Raw genomic sequence first — 18,719 nt, 5'->3', positions numbered from 1 at the left:
CGTGCAGTTCATGCTCGCCGACATGGCCATGAAGCTGGAGGCGGCCCGGCAGCTGACCTACGCGGCCGCGGCGAAGTCCGAGCGCGTGGACGGCGACCTGACCTTCTTCGGCGCCGCCGCCAAGTGCTTCGCCTCCGACGTCGCGATGGAGGTCACCACCGACGCCGTCCAGCTCCTGGGCGGCTACGGCTACACCCGCGACTACCCCGTCGAGCGCATGATGCGCGACGCCAAGATCACCCAGATCTACGAAGGCACCAACCAGGTCCAGCGCATCGTCATGGCCCGCAACCTCCCGTAATCGTCTGCCACTTGAAAGGAGCCAGGCCGTGACCCTGAGGATCGCTGTCTGTGTGAAGTACGTACCCGACGCCACGGGCGACCGCGGTTTCGCCGACGACCTGACCGTCGACCGCGACGAGGTCGACGGCCTCCTCTCGGAGCTGGACGAGTACGCCGTCGAGCAGGCGCTCCAGATCTCCGAGGAGTCCGACGACGCCGAGGTCACCGTCGTGACCGTCGGCCCCGACGACGCCAAGGACGCGCTGCGCAAGGCGCTGTCGATGGGCGCCGACAAGGCCGTCCACGTCAACGACGACGACATCCACGGTTCCGACGTCTTCGGCACCTCGGCGATCCTCGCCAAGGCGCTGGAGAAGACGGGCTTCGACCTGGTCGTGTGCGGCATGGCGTCCACGGACGGCGGCATGGGCGTGCTGCCCGCGCTGCTCGCCGAGCGCCTCGGTCTGCCCCAGGTGACGCTGCTGTCGGAGCTCTCCGTGGCGGACGGCCTGGTCAAGGGCCGCCGTGACGGCGACGCCGCCACCGAGCAGCTGGAGGCCCCGCTGCCGGCCGTCGTGTCCGTCACCGACCAGTCCGGCGAGGCCCGTTACCCCTCCTTCAAGGGGATCATGGCGGCCAAGAAGAAGCCGGTCGAGGAGCTGGACCTGGACGACCTCGGCATCGACGCCGACGAGGTCGGTCTGGCCGGGTCCTGGACCCTGGTGGACTCGGCCGCGGCGCGCCCGGCCCGTACCGCCGGCACGATCGTCACGGACGAGGGGGACGGCGGCAAGCAGCTCGCCGCGTTCCTCGCCACGCAGAAGTTCATCTGACCGTCACCGTTCACCGTTTCAGGAGCAATGAATCATGGCTGAGATCCTGGTTCTCGTGGACCACGCCGACGGTGCGGTCCGCAAGCCGGCCCTCGAACTGCTGACCCTGGCCCGCCGGATCGGCGAGCCCACCGCCGTCGTCCTCGGCGCCGGTGAGGCCGCCGCGGCGATCGCCGCCAAGGCCGGCGAGTACGGCGCGGCCACCGTGTGCGTCGCGGACGGCGCCGAGTTCGCCGAGCAGCTCGTCGTGCCGAAGGTCGACGCGCTCACGCAGATCGCGAAGGACAGGGGCGTCGCCGCCGTCCTCGTGACCTCCTCCGGGGAGGGCAAGGAGGTCGCCGCCCGGGTGGCCCTGCGCCTCGGCTCGGGCCTCATCACCGACGCCGTCGAGCTGGAGGCCGGCGAGAACGGCCCGGTCGCCACGCAGTCCGCCTTCGCCGCCTCGTACCAGGTGAAGTCGACCGTCTCGCACGGCGTCCCGGTCGTCACCGTCAAGCCCAACTCCGCCGCCCCGGAGGCCGCCCCGGCCGCCGGCACGGTCGAGAACGTGACCGTCGCCTTCACCGGAAACGCCGCCAAGGTCGTCTCGCGGACCCCGCGCGTCTCCACCGGGCGCCCCGAGCTGACCGAGTCCGCGATCGTGGTCTCCGGCGGCCGTGGTGTCGGTGCGGCCGAGGGCTTCGAGGTCGTCGAGAAGCTCGCCGACTCGCTCGGTGCCGCCGTCGGCGCCTCGCGCGCCGCGGTCGACGCGGGCTGGTACCCGCACTCCAACCAGGTGGGCCAGACCGGCAAGCAGGTCTCGCCGCAGCTGTACGTCGCGGCGGGCATCTCCGGTGCCATCCAGCACCGCGCGGGCATGCAGACCTCGAAGACGATCGTCGCGGTCAACAAGGACCCGGAGGCCCCGATCTTCGACCTGGTCGACTACGGCGTGGTCGGCGACCTGTTCGCCGTCCTGCCGCAGCTGACGGACGAGATCGGCGCCCGCTGACCCGGAGTTCGCCGGAGAACGGCCCGCAGGTCCGGTCAGGACCCGCGGGCCGTTCCCGTACCGGGTCGGCGGGGACGGGAACGTATGCCGCGGGACATGAGAAAGGGCCGGTCGGTGGCACCCCGTGCCACCGACCGGCCCTTTCGCGCGCGGTCAGATCCAGCCGTCGAGCGGGACCTCTTCGCAGAGGCGGACGACCGGCTGCGCCGGCACGGCGCCGCCCGAGGAGAGTCTGACGCGCACCCCGGGGCGCACCGCGTGCAGCGGGCCGTCGACCCGGCAGCGGACCACGAAACCCTCCGCCATGTGTACCGGCCAGAGATCCGCCTCGGCGGCGGTGACCCCGCGGCGCACGGTGATCACGCCTTCGCCCTCGCTGAGTTCGGGGGTCAGGTCGGTCGACCCGCAGGTCGGGCAGAGCAGTCTCTGGAACGTCGTGGTGTGGCACCAGCAGCAGCGCTGGAAGTAGAGCTCGGCGCCGGCGGCCGATTCCTCGGTCCGGACGGCGCCGCCGTTCCTCAGTCCCATCTGGAACACGATGCCTTCTCCTTGCACTCGGCGGCTCAACCGTGCATGGACTCAATCTATGGCACTGAGTGCCATGGAATAAAGACCTGCGGAGACCTGAGTTCCCCGTCGTGATGACACCGAGATCCCCGAGGTGCCGTGACCGGCCTCGCGAGCGCGGTGCGGCTGCCGTTCTCAGCTCCCGCCGATGCTCGATTCCACCTCGCGCACCACCCGCCACATGGGCGTCGAGCGCTTGGTGATGACGACGACCACGTCCTCGGTCTCCTCGCCGGCCGCGGCGCCCTGCGCGCCGTCCGGGCTCCAGGTGTCCCGCACGAACTCCAGCGCCCGGTCGACCTCGGCCAGGGGATCCCCCTCGCCGCCGGAACGCAGCCAGTGCCGCAGCGCGTGGTTGTGCGCGGCGACCACGCCTGCCGCGACCACGTTGGCCCGCAGGGTGCCGTCGCGGCGGTCCGCGTAGCGGGTGCGGAGATAGTCCCCGAGGGTCTTCTCGTACCGCCAGACGACCGACAGTTCGTACGCCCGCAGGCCCGCCACCTCACGGGTGAGGCGGTAGCGCTGCACGGAGAACGTGGGGTTCTCGGCGTACATCCGCATGACGAGGCGGGCGGCGTCGCAGACCCGGCCGATGGGGTCGTCGGCGTCCTCGCTGGCGGCCAGGAACTCGGTCATGTCGGCGAGGCACTGCTCGTGGTCGGGGAAGACCACGTCCTCCTTGGACGGGAAGTACCGGAAGAAGGAGCGCCGTCCGACCCCGGCCGTGCGGACGATGTCGTCGACGGTGGTCTGTTCGTACCCCCGCTCCAGGAAGAGCTGGAAGGCCGCGGCGATGAGGGATTCCCGCATCCCGGGCTTCGCGGAGTTCGTGGACGCTGTTCCCGTTCCCATGGGCCGAACCTAGCACCCGGGCACCATGATCACGGCACTTGGTGCCAGCCAAAGGTGGCACCAAGTGCTCTCGATCGGGCGGCCCCGCGGGCCGCCGGCCTCAGCGGGCCGCCATGCGCAGGGCGCCGTCCATCCGGATCGTCTCGCCGTTGAGGTAGTCGTGCTCGGCGACCATGGTGACGAGCCGGGCGTACTCCTCCGGGCGGGCCAGGCGCTGCGGGAAGGTGACGCTCGCGCCGAGACCGGCCCGGATCTCCTCGCTGAATCCGGCCATCATCGGGGTGTCGACGATGCCGGGGGCGATGGTGACCACCCGGATGCCGTACTGGGCGAGGTCACGGGCGGCCGTGACGGTCATGCCGGCGACCCCGGCCTTGGAGGCGGCGTACGCGATCTGCCCGACCTGGCCCTCGAAGGCGGCGATGGAGGCGGTGTTGACGACCAGGCCGCGCTGGCCGTGCTCGTCCGGCTCCTGGCGGGCGATGGCCTCGGAGGCCAGTCGCATCACGTTGAAGGTGCCGAGCAGGTTGACGTTCAAAACCGCGCGGAAGAGGTCCAGATCGTGCGGGCCCTTGCGGCCGAGGACGCGGGCGGAGGGCGCGATCCCGGCGCAGTTGACGGCGAGCCGCAGCTCGGCCCCGTCGGCCTCGATCCGGGCCAGGGCCTCGCGGACCGGACCCTCCTCGGTGACGTCGGCCGAGAGCAGGGTGACGCCGTCGGGCTGCGGGCCGGCGGCGACGACCGCCTTGTCCAGGTCCAGGCCGTAGACGGTGGCGCCGCGGGCGGCGAGTGCGGCGGCGGTGGCGGCGCCGAGACCCGACGCCGCGCCGGTGACGAGCGCGGCGGAACCGGCGATGTCCATGGAACTCCTCGATCGTGTACGGATGGTCGGCTGGTGTCGGGCGTCAGCGGGCGAGGCCGCGGCTGATCACCAGCCGCTGGATCTGGTTGGTCCCCTCGAAGATCTGCATGATGTCCGAGCCTTGCCTTTAGGTCGCTGGAGAGAGAGCCGGGAGACCCGACAACCCCGGGAGACTGGCCCTCTTGGGCCGGTGTATCTCCGGACTACTCCGGGTTGCTCCGGGTAGCTCCCGCATGATCATCTCCCAAGAATCTCCCAAGTGGGGAATGCGCATTCCGCGCCCACGGTAAACAATGAGCGCGGCCCCCCTCCGGCGCTTACGGAGGGGGGCCGCCTCGCGTCGAGGCCAGCCGTGGAGCGGGCCTGGGTTGGCTACCCCGACGCGTCTGAGGGGTATGACGGATCTCCTTGCCCGTCCGTTGCATGATCACCCGCTGGTTCACCCCTTCGGGTGAACACGCGTTCTATTCCGTCAACCTACAGCTAGCCCTGCGGCATATGCCAGGCACGCCGCAGGGCTACGTCTGGATCATTCGAGGCTAGCTGCCACGTAGCAGGCAAGCCAGCCCCCTTTACGGTTGCGTCCCAAGATCGTCTCAGGGGTCGCACATGGCAGAAGGGCTGCAGCGACAGCTGGCTGCCCAGCTGCTGCAACGCATCCAGGACGGCACCTACCCTCCCGGCAGCGAGTTCCCGTCCTACCGATCCATCGCCGTCGAGTTCAACATCGGCAAAGGCGCCACCTACAGAGCCGTGCAGATGCTCCGGACGGCTGGACACCTTGAAGGGCGCGCCCGCAGCCGTCTCACTGTCCGCGATGCTCCCGGTATGCGAACGCTTGTCGACCCCGACGCACCATGGCCCTACGGCATCGGCGAGACCGAGCGCTCCCGGCCGCGTACCGACGACGACTTGGCTATGCGCCTTGGCTGCGAACCGCACACCCAGGTCGCCTGCGAACGAGTCGAGCTCCTGGATCCTGACGGGCGCCCGGCCATGATCGTCACATCGTGGTGGCGCGGACGCCGCCGGCGCCACGAGGCCGTCCGGATCTCCGTCTCGCTCCACTCCGTGACGCCCGAAGAGGCGCACATGCTGGGCGTGCCCGCCGGATCGCCGGCCTTGCTTGTGGACCGCACCCGACTTGACGCTGCGGGAGTGGTAACGGAGGTCGCTGATCTCGTGCTCCCCGCGGGCAGGTGGACGGTCGGCAGTTGACTGCCGAGTCAGTATGGGACACGAGTGTGGCCGAAAGTGGCACCTGACGGAAGTGTGCGTTCTGCATTTATGCCCGTTCGACAACAATTCCGCGTGGAACTATCGGCCAGTGCAGGCAACCATCCAAAACGGGGATGTCAGACCTGCGACGTAGCCTTGCTCTCATGACCGAGACGCCCGATCAGCCGGCCCGCCCCGACGCGGCAGCCCTCAACGCCGCGATCCGCGCGCTGTGGGTCGGCGGCTTGCTGCCGGTCGAGTCCCGCGGCGAGTATGACCGGCTCGTCGTCGCATGGGCCGAGGCGATGCGCGCCGAGCAGGAGCTGGCCGCATAGGATCCGCCCGTGGCGATCGAACTCTCTGACGAACTGATCCGGCTGGAGACCCGTGCGTGGGCCGAGATCCAGGCCGGCACCCTGACCGTCGAGGCCGCCCAGGCCGTCCAGACCGCGATTACCGCGCACGCCGCGGCAACCGGGCAGGATCGGTACGAGATCGAGGCGACGCTGAAGAAGACGGTCCGACACCCGGAGCCTGGCGACAGCTAGGGGCGCCACGATTCGTCGTAGTCGGGGTGCTGGGCATAGGGCAGGGCCAGTAGGCGCAGCGTCAGGCACGGCCATGCCTCGTTCACCCCGCCGCACGTCGCGCACTCGTTCAGGTCGATGCCGTTCGGCAGCGAGTCCTGCCGGTGCTCCACCAGGATTCGCCGCTTGGCGTCGACCTCAGCAGCGATCCGCTGCGGATCGAAGCGGGCAATGTGCCGGGCAATGGCGTCCTCGTCTGAGGACTCGCTCGCAGCGATCGCCACGCCGAATGCGCGACCAGCCTCGTCAGTCGCAAGGTCCGAGACGAGAGCGACGCCGTTGTCTTCGTGATCCAGCACGACCATTCGGCGCTCGTGCCACTCCTGGTCGCCGAGGTACACGGACCAGCACGTCTCATCCGGGTGGCCGTCCCAGTGAGCAGCGGTGGCCACCCGCTCGTCCTCGTCGAGGCGGGCGTTCAGGAACTCGACCAGGTCCACGGTGCCTCCAGATGCGTCCCGCCCGTCGGGCGCTGTCCCCGGAGGGTCCGACGGGCGGGTTCGATTCGCGCTGCTGCCAGCAAGAGCGAATGTGATGCCCTCACGGTAGCGGGCGCCGCTGACAGCCCCGGGGCTCCACTGGCATCCGAAAATCGAACAGACGTAGCATTCACGCCATGAGCCCCCTGTCCATCTCCGAGCGCCTCGACAAACAGCGCACCCTCCGCGACTGGCTGCGCTGGCAGCTGGCCGAGACCGACCGGACGATCCGGGAACTGGAGGCCGAGGAGAAGGAGCAGGCACGCCGCAAGGACGTCGCCCGCCGCGAGCAGGCCTGGAAGGTCCAGCCGTCCCGGGCAGTCGAGGGCCAGCCCATGCTGCACCGCGGCGGCTGCGGCCTCTACGACCGAGGCGGCGGCATCCTCGACGCCGACGAGGTCCTCATCGCGCTGCGCGAGTTCCCAGGCATGGAGATGTGCGAGATCTGCAACCCGTGGGGGTCGCTGGCCCAGTTCGGGATCGAGAAGCCGCTGCCGAGGAAGCTGCCCGGCGGCGGGACACCCTAGGAGGCGGCGCGCTTCCGGGTGGACTTCTTCGCCGCGGTCTTCTTGGCGGCCTGCTTCTTCGCCGGCGCCTTCTTCTTGGCCGCGGTCTTCTTCTTCGGCATCTCGTGCACGGTGCCGGGCTTCCCGCCGGTCTCGCCGCGGGCTGCGCGGGCGTCCTGGACGGACTGCTCCAGCGCGGCCATGAGGTCGACGACCTGCCCGGCCGGGGCCGGCTCCTCGCCGCCCACCGACGCCGGCTCCCGGTGCTCGGCCTTCGCCTCGATGACCTCGACCAGGGCCTCGCGGTAGAGGTCGGTCAGCTCCAGCTCGTCCAGCGTCTCGACGGTCATGGAGTCCATGAGCGCCATGGCTCGCTCGATCTCCTCGTCGGTCAGGTCGACCTCGTCGGGGGCCAGCTCGGACGGGTCTCGGATCTCGTCGTCCCAGCGCATCGTGTGCAGGACCAAGGCGTCCCCGACGGGGCGGAGCAACGCCAACCTCTCCCGGCCGCGCATGGCGACCTTCGCGACAGCCACCTTCTCTGTGCGGCCCAGGGCCTGGCGGAGGAGGGTGTACGGCTTGGCCGCCACCTGGCCGTCGGCGCTGATGTAGTACGACGATTCCCCGATGTGCCGGGGGTCGATGGTCGACCAGTCGACGAAGGACACGATGTCGATCGCGCGGGCGGTCGGCAGCGGCATGCCGGCCAGGTCCTCGTCCGTGATCGGGATGATGCTGTCCTTGCTGACCTCGTAGCCCTTGCCGATCTCCGCCTCGGACAACTCCTGGCCGTCGATCTCGCAGATCTTCCGGTAGCGGATCCGGCCGCCGTCCTCGACGTGGACCTGCCGGAACGCCACCGAGTGCGACTCGGTCGCCGTCTCCAGCTTCACGGGCACCGTGACCAGCCCGAACGAGATCGCCCCGGACCAGATCGTGTGCGGCATGGAGTCCTCCAGGACCCCCCTGGCAGATGTCCAGGCTAGACACGTCGGCATGATGATCGCACTACTAGAGTCCCGCTATGTCAGGAACACGGAAGAGACGCATCGGGGCCGTCGCCATGGTGGCGCTGGCGGTGGCAGCGCTCATCGGCACGAGGTACATGAAGTGGCTCGACGGAGATCAGCTTGGGGTCATCGCGGCCGTGGCCAGCGTGATTGCAGCAGTCGCTGCATGGAAGGCGACGAGCCGCGCCAGCGATACTGCAGAGGCCATGGCTGCGATTGAGCGCAATAGGTGGCACGCGGAGCTGACACCTCAGCTCGAGGTGACCGTCCATCGACCCAGCCCGGGCCGCCGGGCAACCTTCAAGATTCGACTCATAGGGCCCGTCGGCCTAGAGCTCCTGGATGCGGTCACCATACGGATCAAGGACGACGGCGTGGATCGAACGCCTCTAACGGCACCGCCTCCTACCGCAGAAGACGTGGCCGCACAGATCTGGGGGCCACTCTGCTTCACCCCTGGCATTGACGATGTTGCCGCTCCGGGCAGATCGACCCCGCTCTTCCGACTAGAGAAGGGCGACTTCAAGGTCCTCGACATGACGAACACGCAGGCTCCGTTCTGGTGGGACGATAACGACGCCCAAGAGCGATGGCGCGGCGAGGTGAAGGAGCAGCCCGTGCGCCTGCGCATCGAATGCCGGCTCAAGGGTCACAAGCCTTGGTTCGTGCACCGGGAGCTGCAGATCGAATCCACATGGGCTGCCACGTAGGCGATGCTGGCACGAAAGCCCGCTGTCGACACCCGCGAAGACCCCTCCGACCAGAGGGGCCTTCCGCGTGCCCATGTAGCGCTTGACGTCTCGCTAGAGGGTGCGGCATACCACGAAGTGGCGTTCCTTATGCTCGGCGGAGATGAGCAGGTCATCACCAACGGTGATCCACCGCTTCCAGTACGCGGCGCCCTGATGGTTCTCTCCCATGCACGAACAGGTGCAGTCGTCGCCGGTAGCACGCTGGCACATTCCGTGGCACCGTTCGAGGAGCGAGAACTGCAGGTATACGTCGACCTCGCCGTAGCGTTCAGCGAGCGCTTCGACCAGCGGGCGGAGGTGCGGCTTGGCAATCTCCCACCTTCGCGCCGCCCGGTTCCACTCGGGTCGCATCCGATCGCTCAACGCTGAGTGGATCCAGGCTCGGTTCCCCTTGTCATAGGGCATGGACATCCACAGCCGTGTCTGGTCGATGTTCCTTCGAATCCAAGGCCGGTTCACTGGCCTGCTTCCTCCTGCTCCAGTCGGGTGGCCGTCGACGAGAGGCATCAGTGCACTCCCTGGGCATCCCCTTGGCTGCCCACTGAAAGGGCCTGGGTCTCCGCGTCGTGAGCGCGCAGCGCCTCGGAGATGGCTCCAACGCTGGGGTTCTTCCCCTTGTTCTTACCTTCGGTGATGCGGAGGTGAGGCTGGATCTGGCGGAGCGTGAAGCCCTTCTCCCTAAGGGCGACGGCCTGGATGACGAGGGGCTCAGTCATCACGGGGCGCCGGCCGCCGACTCGGCCTCGGGCGCGTGCCGCGGCCAGTCCGTCGTTCGTCTTCCTCACGATGTCGCGGCGCCGGTCCTCGGCGAGGGCTAGCGCGAGGTCGAGGATGAGGGAGCGTTCCCGGTGCTCGCCAGCCGCAATGCCTGCCAGCACCTTGACCGCGATGCCCCGTTCGAAGAGGTCATTGAGGACGATCAGCCCGTCGAGCAGGTTGCGCCCCAGACGGTCGACCTCCTGCACGCAGAGCATGTCGTCTTCGCGCATGTACTCGATGGCAGCCGAGAGCGCGGGGCGATCCTCCGCCTGAAGCTTGCCGCTGATCTTCTCTTCGAAGATCTTCAGGCAGATCGGTGCGAGCGCGTCATGTTGGCGCTGGGTGTTCTGCTTGTCGGTGCTGACTCGGACGAGCCCGATAAGGGCCATGAACCCCTCCCCTGATCATCAAACGGGTGCGCTAGGTTCTTGAACGGTAGCCCATTCCTGAACTGATTGATGAACAATCGGCAACTCTGGACCGGGGGTTGGAGGGGTGATCCGTTCAGGTTCACCGACCGACCGATTGATGAACAGGCGTTGCGAGCAGGCGTGGCGTGGGATCTAGCCGAAGGGGGCTGGTCCAATGCCAGAGCACCCACTTTGGTGCCCGCCACCGCTCGTCGCCATGAACTCGCTCTCGCGCCCATCAGGCATGCGCAGGATGCCGGGGTCGGCATCGAAGAGATCCACGTCGCCATCCCCCATCAGCGTGATCCTGCCAGCCCAAGTGCTGTGCCTGTCGTAGTCGAAGTCAGGCACCGTGGCCGGGTCGAGCCGAATCACCAAGGAGGCGGTGACAGCGACTTCACGACCGTCTGGGAACACGACGATGGCGGGGCCCACGTAACGCGTCCGGCCGTCGTTCTCATGGAATCTGTCTCTTGGCATGGTCGTATGGTGGCGCACAGCGCCTCATGCGTGTGGGTTGTCGTGAGCGTTCGCAGCGTGCGATGTGCCTAAGTCGCTGCGGAGCGGACACACGGACGGCTACGGTCCTGTCTCTCACCGAACCTGGGGACACCATGCGCACAACTCGCCTCATCCTTGCCTCCGCTCTTCTCTTGGCGGCCACCGGCTGCAGCTCAGGTGGTGACGACAAGCCCGGTGCAGCGGAGACGAAGGAGCCGACAGCGACGGTCGCGCCGACCGACTCGCCGGCGCCCGAGCCTGCGGTGAAGACGCTCGAGCTGGGTGCCCCCGCAGAAACCATCGGCAGTGGCGGAGCAGGAGTCCTGGAGCTCACGCCGTCCTCCATCGTCTACGTGACGGGCTCCATGAGTACAAAGCCCTCGAAGGACGTGTTCGCCTTCATCGCGGTCAAGGCCAAGTCGACGAAGGCGGTCGCTGCTGAGCAGGTGGCGCCGATCTCTGGCGGTGGGTGGAAGTGGGTGGCCAAGGACGGGCAGGCCATCGGCGAGGGCAACGGCGAGTCGTACAACGTCGTGGCGGACTCCTTCAACGCTGGCGGCCCCGTCGAACCCGGAACGTTCGTGTGGGACGGCATCGCCTTCGACCTGGCCAAGGCTCAGCGGGGCGGCACGCTGCTGTACACGGACGGCAACGGCACGGCCTACCGGTGGACTGTGCCGGCTGCTGACGCGGGCGCGCAGGTTGCACAGCTGAAGAAGGAGCTCGCCCCCTGACGCACAAAAGGGCCCCCACCGCCTTGAGGCGGTGGGGGCTCTGTCATGCCGCGTCTTCGTGCGGCGGAAGGTCAGGCTCGATGAACAGTCCCGTGTACTGCGGGACGGGCGGCTCCTCGAGGACGCCCATGTCGACGAGGGTGGCCACGTCGGCGCTCGTCTCGTCGACACGGCGCTCCACAGGCCGCTGGGCAGGCAATTCGGTCATAGCAATCCAGTTCACACGTCGTGGTGGATGAACTCGCGGGCCCTCTCCGGAACAGGCGGGGCGGCAGGCGGCTCAAGGTCGATCGACCGCACCCAGGATGTCAGACCACGGATGCGTTCGATCAGGTAGGTGATGGCAACGCCGGCGCCCTCGAGGCGCTGGTCCTGCCGGTCGGTGGCCTGCTCCAGCTCGTCGATCCGAAGGCCCTGCCGATCGATCTCCTTCCTCATGGCGTCGGTGACGACGGTGAAGTCGTCGCGCCGGTGGTCGCGTCGGGTGCGTCGTGCCGCCCGGCCGGACCACACTGCGGCAGCCGCGGAGGCCACCCCCACCACGCCACTGGACACCGCGGTCCACGTCTCGACGCTCATGGGCTACTCCAGTTTCTTGGGGCGCGGGGGTTCCCTCCACCCGGCCACCACGATCACCGGCACTGCGGCTACCGCCCAGATCAGTGCCGTTACCCACCCCCTTGTGTTGTCTCCGAGCGGCCACCACGACACGAGGTACGACAGCATCCACGGGACAACGATTGCCAGGAGGGCGGGGAAGCCGATCCAGTCCCGCCCTTCCGGCAGTACAGACGTTGCCACCGCGAGCAGGCCGCAGGCGATCCAGCAGCCGGCCCACGCTTCGAGTGGCATGACGTTGAGCAGGAGCCGGATGCCGCGAGTGTCCGGCAGGGGCTCGACGAGCTGCCCGAATCCGTAGAGAGCCCACAGGGCGCCGAAGCTGGCGAGGAAGGCGCCGCGGCGGCCGAGGATCCGGGACAGCCGCCGGGCGATGCGGCGCGGCACTACACCCCAGTCAGGTTGCGGCTGGCCGGAGTGGCCGGAGAGACCTGGCCGCGGGTGATGAGGCCGAGGACGGCGAGGACGACGGCGTTCAGGGCGCCGACCGTCTCGGCTGACACGTCGAGGCCGTAGGCCGCGAGCAGCGCGACGCCAGCGGCGACGAGACCGGTGAAGGCGCTGGGCGCGATCGGCCGGGTCACAGCAGCCGTGGCCGCTGCGAACACCGCGGACACGACAGCGACGATCGCGCCGGCCTGCTCGGCGGACAGGCCGAAGCCGAAGCTGACGACCAGCGACAGGGCAGCGCTGACGGCGGCGATGATGAGCGCAGGCTCTCTTCCGAAGATGCGCATGATGGTTCCTTTCAGTCGGTGAGGCGGGCTTCGAGGGCGGCGACCTGGGCGGACAGCTCGGCGATCGCGGCGAGGATGTCGGCCGTGTGCTGGTCGCCCCAGCGCAGGAACGTCCCGGCCTGCCGCAGCGGGTTGGTGCCGGGTTCTGCGGTCGGCGAGGCGAGCGCCTTCACCCAGACCGCCTCGGCCGCCGCAGCAGCGACCTTCTTGATCTCGGCATCGGTGAGTGCCACGTCGTCCTCCTGAGGTGCAGGGTTGGCCTGGCCCTTCGCGACGGCCAGAATGCGGGCGAACGGCAGGGCGCCGGGGTCGCCGTGGTCGTTCTCGGGGACGTGCTGGTGACCGCACCAGCCGGTGAACTTCGTCCACTCGGAGAAGCTCATGCGCACGCTCGTGGCGCCGTAGCTGGCCGGGTACGCGCGCCACTCGGGCCGGCCGGTCAGCGGGATGCCGTGGTTCTTGTGCAGCCACTGCATCACCGCGGCGACCTCACGGATCGCCCAGTCCGGCGGGTTCGGCCAGTAGATGTGCTGGATGCCCTGGGCAGTCCACTTCTTCGACGTGGCCGGGTCGCAGGTGCCGACGAGCTCCCACTGAAAGGCGTTGGCTGTGTTCGTCTGCACGCCGCCGGCCTTGTTGACCAGGGCGCGCGCGGACTCGTCGATGTCGAAGTGCTGGTGGTGGACCAGGCGCTGGTTCTTGAAGTCGGGCACCGACGTGATCGTGGGGGCGCTGGCGCCGTCGTTGTAGTCGTAGAGGGTCGGCCCCTCGGTGGTGTGGATGACGCCGCAGTTCACTTCCATGTCGCTGCCGCTGTATCGCCCGTTGCCGAAGAACAGGTCGAGGACGGCGCCCGGGTACTTCTGTGGGCCGGTACGGGCCATGGGTTCCCCTTCGGGGCAAAGAGAAGGCCCGCACGCTGGCGGGCTGAGGCGGGTTGTGCAGGTCAGACGGGGATGAGCCGTATGTAGCGGTAGCGGAGGTTACTGGTGCCGCCGCCGCCGGCGATCCGGTGCTGGAGGGTGACGGTGACGCTCTCGCCTGCGGGGGCTGTGATCTCCTGCAGGCCGACGAACGGGCCGGCGGAGACCGTGTTGGCCCATTGGGTGGCGACGTCGTCGGTGGGGCTGTAGACGATGCCGGTCACGACGCCTGCGGCGATCGGGCAGGTCAGCGTGTTGGCGCCCACGGTGTTGTCGCAGCGGACGCCCCAGTTGACGTGGATTTTCCCGGACGGCGGCATGACGATGACGGCCGACAGTGGGGATGAGCCGTTCGCGAAGGTGCTGCCGGTGAAGGTCATGTTGGTGCTGGTCTGCGCGAGGACGGGCGCCTGGTAGCGAGCGAGCTCCACCCAGGATGATCCCTCGTACAGGTAGACCTTGTTGGTGTCCTGCAGGTAGCTGAGCATGCCCTCGACGGGGGCGGAGACGCCGGTGAGGGCAGCGGTGCGGGCGGATGCCGACGCGAACCGCATCATGCTGCGGGCAGCCAGCGGGTTGGCGATGTTCTTGCCCAACGTCTCTGCGTTGGGGGCGGTGAGCAGGTCGGCGATCGAGATGCCCTGCCCGTAGTCATCCACTGCCATGGGGGCCTCTCAGGTCAGCCAGAAGATGGTGGGAGGGATGGAGACGATCGTGCTGACGCTGGGTCCGCGATACTCGAAGTTTCCGTTGGCGCGGAGGATGCCGCGGAAGGCGCCGATGCCGGCGCCAGCTGTGCCGTGGGAGCCGGCGATGACCATGTCGTGGTCGGCGAGCGGCCGGGCGCCGACCGGCAGAGTGGTGAAAACGTCGCCCGACACGAGCGTCGAGCTCTTGGTGAAGCCTCCGCGCATGTGGACCGTCTGCCCGACCACCCGGTACTGAGGCACCTGGTAGGTGGGGGTGGCGGAGAAACCGGCCGCGAACGGCAGCGCCGTCCATTCGCCGGTACTGCTGGCCAGACGGCCCTCGGCGATCCAACTGCCCGAGCTGCCTTGCGAGATGACAATGGTGTCGCCGACGAGCGGGTCGGTGAAGTTCTGGACGCGGCGGATGCCGGAGATACCGGCCGCAGTGAGCGTGCCGTCCGTGGCCACGGCGGTGACGACGGCGGTCTGCCAATCGCCGCCCCTGATGGCCGGGGTTGCGGTGGCCACCCGTTGGCCCTCGTCTCGGAGGGCGTCCACCAGGTTGATGGCAAGCGTGGTGGTGTTCACGTGCCCTCCTTGGCGCTGATCGTCTCGATGGTGAAGGCGCCGCCACCGAGGGCCACGGTGAATCGGGCGACCTGGTGGAGCTCCTTGCTGCCGTCGGGGTAGGTGACGCGGACGACGTCGCCTGGCTCGAGGGCAGGATTGGGCAGGCTGGAGATGTCGGCTGACGCGTTCGGCGCCTGCGACGCCCTCAGCAGCAGGGTGGCTGCGGCTGTGCAGGCGTTGGTCGTGGTGAGCGTCGAGGACGTGTAGAACTTCGGGCGGTGGCCGAAGGGCCCGCTCCAGTAGGTGGGCGATCCGCTGTCGTTGTCGACGACCAGGGAAGAGACGGGCGCCGTGTTGGTCTCCGTGTTCTCGCCCCGGGCGAGGACTCCGTTGTAGACGCCGTCAGCGGTCATGCCGCGGTTGGCGGATACGTAGGCTCCTCCCTCTCCGGCGCTGATCGTCCAGACCGGTGTGGCCGTGGAAAGGTCGGGCAGCTCGGCGATGACGAAGTCCCCGTTGGCGTCGCAGTACACCTCGGCGCCGATCGCGGCGGCCAGCTCGACGGCCGCCGCCCAGGGGTCGGCTTCGACGTCCCAGGTGCGCGGCCCGATCGAGGCGTCGGTGGCCAGGTTGATGACGACCGCGTCGGGGATGCTGCGCTGGATCAGGGCAGTGATGGCGGCGACGGCGGTGCCGGACGCGCGGTAGGGGGTGGTGAACTTGTCGTCCTGGACGATGCACTCGAGGCTCTTGCCATTGATGCTGACGGGCCCGTCGTCGACGTCGCCGGAAACCTCGTCGACGCGGAAGACGCCGAGGGGAACAAGTTCCTGAGTGCCGTCGGAGTAGGAGACACCGCGGCTGAGGCGGAGGCGTGCACCGTAGGTTGCGATCTTGTCGGCTGCGGTGCGGGGGATGATCGACGGGTCGGTCACGGTGACAGCGCAGGTGCGTCGGCACTGTGAGCCGCGGTCCACCGGGACGGATCCGCTCTCGTGGTCGAGCCGTTCTATCAGGCCGTCGGTGCGGAAGAGCAGCACCTCGGTTACGGGCTCGTGGTCTTCCAGGATCCGGGCCAGGAACCGATCGGAGACGGGGTACATGTCAGCCTCCGATCGGCCGGTTGAACAGGACGTCCTCCCAGGTGGCGTACTTGCTGAGGAGGTCCCCCCAGGTCGCGTTCTCGGTGAGGATGTCCTGCCAGGTGCGGCCGGCCGACCCGGTGATGCCGACCGTGACGGGCATATCGGCCTGCCGCAGGGGCAGCGTCCACGCCCGCCACAGTTCGGGGGCGAAGTCCGTGGGGCGAGCCTCGCCGGCCTGCCCGACGTTGACGTACATGTCGTCGACGCCCATGCCCGGTGCGGCCTGCCACAGCAGCGTGTTCCCGGAGTCGAGGATCCAGTGGAGGGCTGCCCGTTCCTGGTCGGTTCGGGTCCATACGCTGAGGTCGCCCTCGAGGCCGCCGCGCACGTCCGAGTGGATGACGGAGTTGCGTCGGCCGCGGACACGGAACTCGGTCTGGGAGATGGGCCGACCCCAGTCGGGGGCCCTCCTCACCATGACCCGCAGGTTGCGCTGGGGGTTGCCGGGGTCTTTCAACCAGGCCATCTCGGTGTCGCCCGGGTCGAGGGTGACGGTGGCCGTGGTCCGGGTTCCGGTGATGACGCCTGAGCTGTTCTTCGTCTCGGCGTAGTAGTAGACGGAGACACCCAGGGGCGCCTCGTAGTCCTCGATGACCAGAACGGAGGAGGCCAGCGTCTTGTTCTCGATCAGGCCGGTCTCGCCGCGGACCAGGGTTCTGCTGCCGTCGGGGCGGACGCGCCAGACGGTGACGGTGCTGGTCGTGTCGAGCTCCCGCAGGGTCACCGTGATGTAGGCGTCCGTGTCGTTGCCGACGACGGTGGCCTGCGGCAGCGTCTCCCAAAGGCTGACCTTGTCGACACGCAGGACGGACGAGGTGGCGGTCGCGGTCAGCGTCCACTCGATGGCGGCCTGGGTGGCGTTCGCCGGGGCGGTTCCGTTGACGCTGAGGAGCCACCAGTTCGGCGAGGGTACGGCGGCCGATGCGGTACTGGACGTACCGAGGTCGACGTTCGCGGCGTCGTACCAGCGGATCGTGCGCGTCAGGTTCCAGCCGCCGGCCTGCACCTTCATGCCGTACTCGGCCGTGAAGGCGTCCCCGGCACCGGAGATCGGGAACTTCGCGCTGCGGATGACAGAGGTGGTCGCGGTCGCCGAGGACACCGACATGCAGTAAGAGCCGTCGAGGCCGTCAGTGCCCCACGGCGTGACCCGGGCCAGTGTCGCCACACCGGAGGCGACCGTCCAGCCGCCGACACCCTGCTCGAACGAGCTGTCGGCGTAGGGGACGACGCTGCCTTCGCGGATCTTCGGTGCCACCATGATGACCGCGTTGTCGACCCGCAGCACCTGGGCGGCGCTGCCGGAGGTGATGCCCGCGGCAAGGCCCGCATAGACGGTGCCGGCCGGGGCGACGGCGGACACCCGCTGCCGGTACACGCCCGTGCCGGGGGCGGCGAGGACGGACTGTGTGGCGGCCAGCTGCGCGAACGCACCGTCGTAGAAGCGGAGCTCGACCCAGGTGGTCGCCACAGAGGTAGGCGGGCTGAGGTAGGCGTAGCCGAGGTACTCGACGCCGGGGCTGGCCTGGGGGAAGTCGGTGGTGCGGGTGGAGGCGTTGCCGCCGCCGGTCACGGTCATGGCCAGCATGTGGCCGCCGCCGAGGTACCAGTCGGCGGCCCATTGCACCATCGGCGTCTGCCGGGACAGGGTGCAGTTCAGCTCGTTGAGCCAGCCCGTGGTGCCCCGCTCAAGGCCCTCCGTGTTGGCGGACAGCAGGTTGCCGGTCGTGCGGAACGGCAGCCCGAGGTAGGCGTTCTCGAAGGCCCCGATGACGTTCGCTGCGGCAGGCGTCATCGAGGAGAGGATGACCTGGGCGTAGGCAGCCGTCGCCGGCGCGAGGTCGGCCACGGCTATGCGGTGCCAGGTGGCGGAGGCGGTGGTGGTGGTGACCGACCAGCTGATGCTGATCTCTGTTGACGCGGCGGTGAGCCAGCGGATTCCGATGCGTTCGGGCACGGTGGCTCCGGACGCGTCCGCGAACGCCTCGTACTCCGTCAGCGGGATGACGGGGTACGAGGCTACGGTGCGGGCCTGCATCTCTCCCGCGGCGACGGACTTCATGCTGAGGGTGCCGTCGCCGACCCGGCCGCCGGTGCCCTTGGTGAGCGTGCTGTTCAGCTTGGCTGTCCAGCCCGAGATGCTCGGGTCCATCGACGAGGTGGAGTCCGACAGGAAGTTGCCGGTGATGGCCACGGTCACCTCCCGTTTCGTCGGGCTCGGGTCGCCGCGAGGGCGGGCTGCAGGGTCGCTGCCACACGTCCGTCAGCGCGGCCATCGACGTAGGCGGACAGGGTCGGGCCGTCCTCGACGACGAGCGTCAGCCGGTCGCCCGGCTGAATCCCTCCGCCCAGCCCGGCAGCGGCAGCGCTCGAGAGCGTCTGCCACTGGGTCGGGGTGAGGATCGCCTCGGGTGCCCCCAGGCCGTTGTAGACCGGGGTCCACCCAGGCTGGAGCCAGCCGCCGCTGTCGTAGCCGCCAGGCCGGTTGTACGCGCGCGGGAGAGAGCCGTAGCGCGAAAGGGCGTACCTCATCGACGCGTAGATGTTGGCCAGAGGGTTGGTCGAGACGCCGTAGGCGAACGGGCCGACGCCGGCCATCTTCCCGGCGTAGGCGCGGAACGTCGGGCCGATGACCTGCATTAGACCGACGGACGGGTGCCCGGCGATCCAGTTGGAGTCCCAGCGGTTGACGAT

Annotated in this window: 27 protein-coding genes; 9 read left to right on the top strand and 18 right to left on the bottom strand. The window is 68.8% G+C overall.

Going from position 1 to position 18,719, the window contains the following annotated elements; genetic code table 11:
• From EAO71_RS33660 to EAO71_RS33650, 3 genes are all read left to right on the top strand, one after another.
• Nucleotides 1-301 (top strand): acyl-CoA dehydrogenase family protein (locus tag EAO71_RS33660; RefSeq protein WP_261992364.1); only part of this gene is annotated, 301 nt, incomplete at its 5' end.
• 28 nt (nucleotides 302-329) lie between these two features.
• Nucleotides 330-1,115, top strand: coding sequence for an electron transfer flavoprotein subunit beta/FixA family protein (locus EAO71_RS33655; protein WP_147981623.1), 786 nt, complete (start codon nucleotides 330-332; stop codon nucleotides 1,113-1,115).
• Between the two features lie 34 nt (nucleotides 1,116-1,149).
• Nucleotides 1,150-2,106: an electron transfer flavoprotein subunit alpha/FixB family protein gene (locus EAO71_RS33650; protein WP_147981622.1), complete on the top strand. Its 957-nt coding sequence runs from the start codon at nucleotides 1,150-1,152 to the stop codon at nucleotides 2,104-2,106.
• Nucleotides 2,107-2,259: 153 nt separating this feature from the next.
• Here EAO71_RS33650 and EAO71_RS33645 read toward each other — a convergent pair whose 3' ends face one another.
• From EAO71_RS33645 to EAO71_RS33635, 3 genes are all read right to left on the bottom strand, one after another.
• On the bottom strand, nucleotides 2,260-2,634 hold the full coding sequence (locus EAO71_RS33645; RefSeq protein WP_261992475.1) for a PhlB family protein: 375 nt from the start codon (nucleotides 2,632-2,634) through the stop codon (nucleotides 2,260-2,262).
• A gap of 174 nt (nucleotides 2,635-2,808) precedes the next feature.
• The gene (locus EAO71_RS33640; protein WP_147981620.1) at nucleotides 2,809-3,525 is read right to left on the bottom strand and encodes a TetR/AcrR family transcriptional regulator; all 717 of its coding nucleotides are present in this window, start codon (nucleotides 3,523-3,525) and stop codon (nucleotides 2,809-2,811) included.
• A 100-nt stretch (nucleotides 3,526-3,625) separates the two neighbouring features.
• Complete coding sequence (locus EAO71_RS33635) at nucleotides 3,626-4,387, bottom strand: SDR family NAD(P)-dependent oxidoreductase (protein ID WP_147981619.1); 762 nt, start codon at nucleotides 4,385-4,387, stop codon at nucleotides 3,626-3,628.
• A 609-nt stretch (nucleotides 4,388-4,996) separates the two neighbouring features.
• Here EAO71_RS33635 and EAO71_RS33630 point away from each other — a divergent pair.
• From EAO71_RS33630 to EAO71_RS33625, 3 genes are all read left to right on the top strand, one after another.
• On the top strand, nucleotides 4,997-5,605 hold the full coding sequence (locus EAO71_RS33630) for a UTRA domain-containing protein (protein ID WP_147981618.1): 609 nt from the start codon (nucleotides 4,997-4,999) through the stop codon (nucleotides 5,603-5,605).
• A 164-nt stretch (nucleotides 5,606-5,769) separates the two neighbouring features.
• A complete protein-coding gene (locus EAO71_RS38010; protein ID WP_187282931.1) occupies nucleotides 5,770-5,940 on the top strand; it encodes a hypothetical protein in 171 nt (56 codons plus the stop codon).
• Between the two features lie 9 nt (nucleotides 5,941-5,949).
• The gene (locus EAO71_RS33625) at nucleotides 5,950-6,153 is read left to right on the top strand and encodes a hypothetical protein (protein WP_147981617.1); all 204 of its coding nucleotides are present in this window, start codon (nucleotides 5,950-5,952) and stop codon (nucleotides 6,151-6,153) included.
• Here the strand turns inward: EAO71_RS33625 and EAO71_RS33620 are convergent.
• Nucleotides 6,150-6,632, bottom strand: a complete 483-nt coding sequence (locus EAO71_RS33620; protein WP_147981616.1) for a DUF6221 family protein — start codon at nucleotides 6,630-6,632, stop codon at nucleotides 6,150-6,152. The genes EAO71_RS33625 and EAO71_RS33620 overlap by 4 nt on opposite strands.
• A gap of 176 nt (nucleotides 6,633-6,808) precedes the next feature.
• On the opposite strand from EAO71_RS33620, the gene EAO71_RS33615 reads away from it, so the two are divergent.
• The gene (locus EAO71_RS33615) at nucleotides 6,809-7,198 is read left to right on the top strand and encodes a DUF6233 domain-containing protein (RefSeq protein ID WP_147981615.1); all 390 of its coding nucleotides are present in this window, start codon (nucleotides 6,809-6,811) and stop codon (nucleotides 7,196-7,198) included.
• Here EAO71_RS33615 and ku read toward each other — a convergent pair.
• The gene (gene ku / locus EAO71_RS33610) at nucleotides 7,195-8,124 is read right to left on the bottom strand and encodes a non-homologous end joining protein Ku (protein ID WP_147981614.1); all 930 of its coding nucleotides are present in this window, start codon (nucleotides 8,122-8,124) and stop codon (nucleotides 7,195-7,197) included. The genes EAO71_RS33615 and ku overlap by 4 nt on opposite strands.
• Before the next feature lie 77 nt (nucleotides 8,125-8,201).
• Between ku and EAO71_RS33605 the strand changes: the two genes are divergently transcribed.
• Nucleotides 8,202-8,897 (top strand): hypothetical protein, encoded by a 696-nt coding sequence (locus EAO71_RS33605; protein WP_147981613.1) that lies wholly within the window; start codon nucleotides 8,202-8,204, stop codon nucleotides 8,895-8,897.
• Between the two features lie 93 nt (nucleotides 8,898-8,990).
• Here EAO71_RS33605 and EAO71_RS33600 read toward each other — a convergent pair whose 3' ends face one another.
• The 3 genes from EAO71_RS33600 to EAO71_RS33590 form a co-directional block, all read right to left on the bottom strand.
• Entirely contained in the window at nucleotides 8,991-9,344 is a 354-nt protein-coding gene (locus EAO71_RS33600) for a hypothetical protein (protein WP_147981632.1), read from the bottom strand.
• 101 nt (nucleotides 9,345-9,445) lie between these two features.
• A complete protein-coding gene (locus tag EAO71_RS33595; RefSeq protein ID WP_147981612.1) occupies nucleotides 9,446-10,087 on the bottom strand; it encodes a recombinase family protein in 642 nt (213 codons plus the stop codon).
• Between the two features lie 174 nt (nucleotides 10,088-10,261).
• The gene (locus tag EAO71_RS33590) at nucleotides 10,262-10,588 is read right to left on the bottom strand and encodes a hypothetical protein (RefSeq protein ID WP_147981611.1); all 327 of its coding nucleotides are present in this window, start codon (nucleotides 10,586-10,588) and stop codon (nucleotides 10,262-10,264) included.
• A gap of 173 nt (nucleotides 10,589-10,761) precedes the next feature.
• Here EAO71_RS33590 and EAO71_RS33585 point away from each other — a divergent pair, with 173 nt between their 5' ends.
• A complete protein-coding gene (locus EAO71_RS33585; protein ID WP_222723613.1) occupies nucleotides 10,762-11,343 on the top strand; it encodes a hypothetical protein in 582 nt (193 codons plus the stop codon).
• Between the two features lie 43 nt (nucleotides 11,344-11,386).
• Here EAO71_RS33585 and EAO71_RS38005 read toward each other — a convergent pair whose 3' ends face one another.
• From EAO71_RS38005 to EAO71_RS39380, 10 genes are all read right to left on the bottom strand, one after another.
• Complete coding sequence (locus EAO71_RS38005; protein ID WP_187282930.1) at nucleotides 11,387-11,551, bottom strand: hypothetical protein; 165 nt, start codon at nucleotides 11,549-11,551, stop codon at nucleotides 11,387-11,389.
• Between the two features lie 11 nt (nucleotides 11,552-11,562).
• Nucleotides 11,563-11,922, bottom strand: a complete 360-nt coding sequence (locus tag EAO71_RS33580) for a hypothetical protein (RefSeq protein WP_147981609.1) — start codon at nucleotides 11,920-11,922, stop codon at nucleotides 11,563-11,565.
• 3 nt (nucleotides 11,923-11,925) lie between these two features.
• Nucleotides 11,926-12,348 carry a hypothetical protein gene (locus EAO71_RS33575; protein ID WP_147981608.1) on the bottom strand — a complete coding sequence of 141 codons (423 nt, stop codon included), beginning with the start codon at nucleotides 12,346-12,348 and terminating at the stop codon, nucleotides 11,926-11,928.
• Nucleotides 12,348-12,698, bottom strand: a complete 351-nt coding sequence (locus EAO71_RS33570) for a hypothetical protein (protein ID WP_147981607.1) — start codon at nucleotides 12,696-12,698, stop codon at nucleotides 12,348-12,350. Before EAO71_RS33570 ends, EAO71_RS33575 begins: the two co-directional genes overlap by 1 nt.
• A gap of 11 nt (nucleotides 12,699-12,709) precedes the next feature.
• Nucleotides 12,710-13,582, bottom strand: a complete 873-nt coding sequence (locus EAO71_RS33565) for an N-acetylmuramoyl-L-alanine amidase (protein ID WP_147981606.1) — start codon at nucleotides 13,580-13,582, stop codon at nucleotides 12,710-12,712.
• Between the two features lie 62 nt (nucleotides 13,583-13,644).
• Nucleotides 13,645-14,286 (bottom strand): hypothetical protein, encoded by a 642-nt coding sequence (locus EAO71_RS33560; protein ID WP_147981605.1) that lies wholly within the window; start codon nucleotides 14,284-14,286, stop codon nucleotides 13,645-13,647.
• A 9-nt stretch (nucleotides 14,287-14,295) separates the two neighbouring features.
• The gene (locus tag EAO71_RS33555; RefSeq protein WP_147981604.1) at nucleotides 14,296-14,898 is read right to left on the bottom strand and encodes a hypothetical protein; all 603 of its coding nucleotides are present in this window, start codon (nucleotides 14,896-14,898) and stop codon (nucleotides 14,296-14,298) included.
• Nucleotides 14,895-15,983 carry a DUF5047 domain-containing protein gene (locus EAO71_RS33550; protein WP_147981603.1) on the bottom strand — a complete coding sequence of 363 codons (1,089 nt, stop codon included), beginning with the start codon at nucleotides 15,981-15,983 and terminating at the stop codon, nucleotides 14,895-14,897. The genes EAO71_RS33555 and EAO71_RS33550 overlap by 4 nt, the downstream gene beginning before the upstream one ends.
• Before the next feature lies 1 nt (nucleotide 15,984).
• A complete protein-coding gene (locus EAO71_RS33545) occupies nucleotides 15,985-18,219 on the bottom strand; it encodes a hypothetical protein (protein ID WP_147981602.1) in 2,235 nt (744 codons plus the stop codon).
• A 2-nt stretch (nucleotides 18,220-18,221) separates the two neighbouring features.
• The coding region (locus EAO71_RS39380) for a lysozyme family protein (protein WP_459112788.1) at nucleotides 18,222-18,719 on the bottom strand (498 nt) is incomplete at its 5' end.

Source organism: Streptomyces sp. MS191 (genome assembly GCF_008042125.1).
In the GTDB taxonomy this organism is placed as follows: domain Bacteria; phylum Actinomycetota; class Actinomycetes; order Streptomycetales; family Streptomycetaceae; genus Streptomyces.
The sequence above is the reverse complement of the archived record's forward strand: the minus strand, read 5'-3'. Positions and strand labels throughout refer to the sequence as shown.